The sequence below is a fragment of the Yoonia sp. genome (assembly GCF_036007805.1).
Classification (GTDB): Bacteria; Pseudomonadota; Alphaproteobacteria; order Rhodobacterales; family Rhodobacteraceae; genus Yoonia.
Genome location: NZ_DASYOK010000013.1, coordinates 1 through 2,415, shown reverse-complemented (window position 1 = coordinate 2,415; position 2,415 = coordinate 1). Strand labels below are relative to the sequence as shown.

The 2,415-nt window shown below is 60.2% G+C and carries 3 protein-coding genes; all 3 read right to left on the bottom strand.

What is annotated here, in order from left to right; translation table 11 throughout:
• Positions 1-23: 23 nt before the first annotated feature.
• Positions 24-1,214, bottom strand: coding sequence for a glycosyltransferase family 4 protein (locus VGP75_RS00595; protein ID WP_327541795.1), 1,191 nt, complete (start codon positions 1,212-1,214; stop codon positions 24-26).
• Between the two features lies 1 nt (position 1,215).
• Complete coding sequence (gene rfbA / locus VGP75_RS00590; RefSeq protein ID WP_327541794.1) at positions 1,216-2,085, bottom strand: glucose-1-phosphate thymidylyltransferase RfbA; 870 nt, start codon at positions 2,083-2,085, stop codon at positions 1,216-1,218.
• The coding region (locus VGP75_RS00585) for a sugar nucleotide-binding protein (RefSeq protein WP_327541793.1) at positions 2,082-2,415 on the bottom strand (334 nt) is incomplete at its 5' end. The genes rfbA and VGP75_RS00585, both read right to left, overlap by 4 nt.

Below are 2,415 nucleotides of genomic sequence, written 5' to 3'. Positions count from 1 at the left end.
TAATCTGGCGATAGTAGGGCACCTTAGCCGTCAGGGAAAAACCTGCGCAGCTTTGCTGCATTCTGTGTCTGATCATGGGCTTTTGCAACGCGCGCACGGCCTGTCGCGCCCATTGCTGCCAGTGTTGCCGTATCCGCGGAGAGCGCCTGTGCCACAGCGGCTTGCAGGGCCGGCACATCCCCTGCTTGGACGATCCAGCCAACATCTGCATCCACCAGTTCGGGAATTCCCGTGATCTGTGTGGTGACCACCGCACGACCCATCGCAAGGCTTTCCATCAAGACGATGGGCAGGCCTTCAGCGAAACTGGGCAAGGCAAAGATGCGCGCGCCCTGAATCGCGGCGCGGACTTCATCACCGGTGCCCCAACCGGCCAGTGTCACATGGTTCTCGAGGCCCAATTCTGCAATACGCTTTTCGATGGATGCGCGGTCTTCACCATCGCCGATAAAGACCAGTTCCAGATTGGGAAAGTCTTTGACCAGAGGCGCGACGGCCTCGACCAGCAAGGCCTGCGCTTTTGCCGGACACAGGCGGCCGACACAGACAATCCGCGCGTTTTCCGGTGGCGGGGTCAGTTCGAATTCATCCAGATCAATCCCGCAGCGCACGACATGCACTTTGTCCGCACCGGTCCCGCCCGTCGCTGTCAGGATCACATCGCGCGCGTAATCGGTGATCGCGGCCACAAAGGCGGCATGTGCCACTTTCATGGGCAGGCCATTGGCAGCCGGATCTTCAAACTCATCAGGTCCGTGGGCCGTGAAACTGTAGCTGGGGCCGCCCATCCGGTGTGAAAGCAGCGCCACCGCTGCCGAATTGGTCGAGAAATGCGCATGCACGTGATAGATATCACGGGCTTTTGCAGCCTGCTTGAAAAACACAGCTTCGACGAGATAGGCCACGTTCCGGAGTCCTGTACTGCCTGGCCGCGTGGCCAGATGCATCATTGTCTTTGCCGCGCGGGCAAAACCGATCGGGTTCGTGACGATCTCGGACACGGTCCGCCCTGCGAGTGCCAAGGCACCCTGTTTGAGGATATAGGTTGTCTTGCCAACCTCGTCGCGGTCACGCGGATCGACGGGGACTTCGGCCCAGTCGCGGATCGCAAAGCGGGCAACGGGCACGCCAGCCGCCTCATGCGCGTGAATTTCGCGCCGCACAAAGGTGGTCGACGTGATGGGGTAGGTGTTCATCAGATAGGCAAGGCCCATATCAGAGCAACCCGCGCAGGTAGGCACCATACTCGGTCTTGGCATAACGATCTGCCAGCGTCATCAGTTCCGCATCATTGATCCAGCCAGCGCCATAGGCGATCTCTTCAGGGCATCCGGTTTGCATCCCTTGCCGGCTTTGCAGGGTGCGCACGAAATTGGCGGCATCAAGCAGGCTGCCGTGGGTGCCGGTATCAAGCCACGCATAGCCGCGCCCCATGGTTTCGACCTTCAGCGTGCCCTCGGCCAGATAGCTTTCCAGCAAGCTGACGATTTCGAGCTCTCCACGCGCGCTGGGCTTGATGGTCCGTGCACGGTCGGGGGCCGTACCATCGAGGAAATAAAGGCCTGTCACCGCGTAATTGGAGGGCGGCACATCCGGCTTTTCGATGATCCGGGTCACACGCCCGTCTTCGTCCATCCCTACAACGCCATAGCGCTGGGGGTCGGCCACGCGGTAGCCAAAGACCGTGCCACCATCCGTCTGCGCATCCGCGCTGGCGAGCAGTTCTGGCAAGCCGTGGCCGAAAAAGATGTTGTCCCCCAGCACCATGGCCGAGGGGCATCCGTCGAGAAAGTCCTCGGCGATCAGATAGGCCTGTGCCAGACCATCGGGGCTTTCTTGCACCAGCCAAGTGATCTGCACGCCCCATTGCGTGCCGTCGCCCAGCAGGTGCTGGAATTGCGCCTGATCCTGCGGGGTCGTGATGATACCGATCTCGCGGATGCCGGTCAGCATCAGCACCGAAAGCGGGTAATAGATCATCGGCTTATCGTAGATCGGCATGAGCTGCTTCGACAGCCCTTGGGTGATCGGCCAAAGCCGCGAACCGGTGCCGCCTGCGAGGATTAGTCCTTTACGTGTGCTCATACCATTGTCCTACGCGATGCGGGCTGCTGCGTCAGCATTTTTACAAGAGCGCTGTGCCAATCTGGGCGTGCGATGCCAAAGACTGATTCGGTGCTGGTGCAATCCAGCCGTGAATTGGCGGGGCGCTTTGCGGGGGTTGGATAGTCTGCGGTTGTGATATCGGTGACAGTCACGTCGCGGTCTGCGATGTCAAAGATCGCGCGTGCGAAATCGGCCCATGATACATCGGGTGCACCGCTGAAATGGTAGGTGCCGCTGGCAGATGGTTCTTTTACCAAGACTTTGGCTATCACCAAGCAAGCATCGGCGATGGCATCGGCGGGTGTTGGC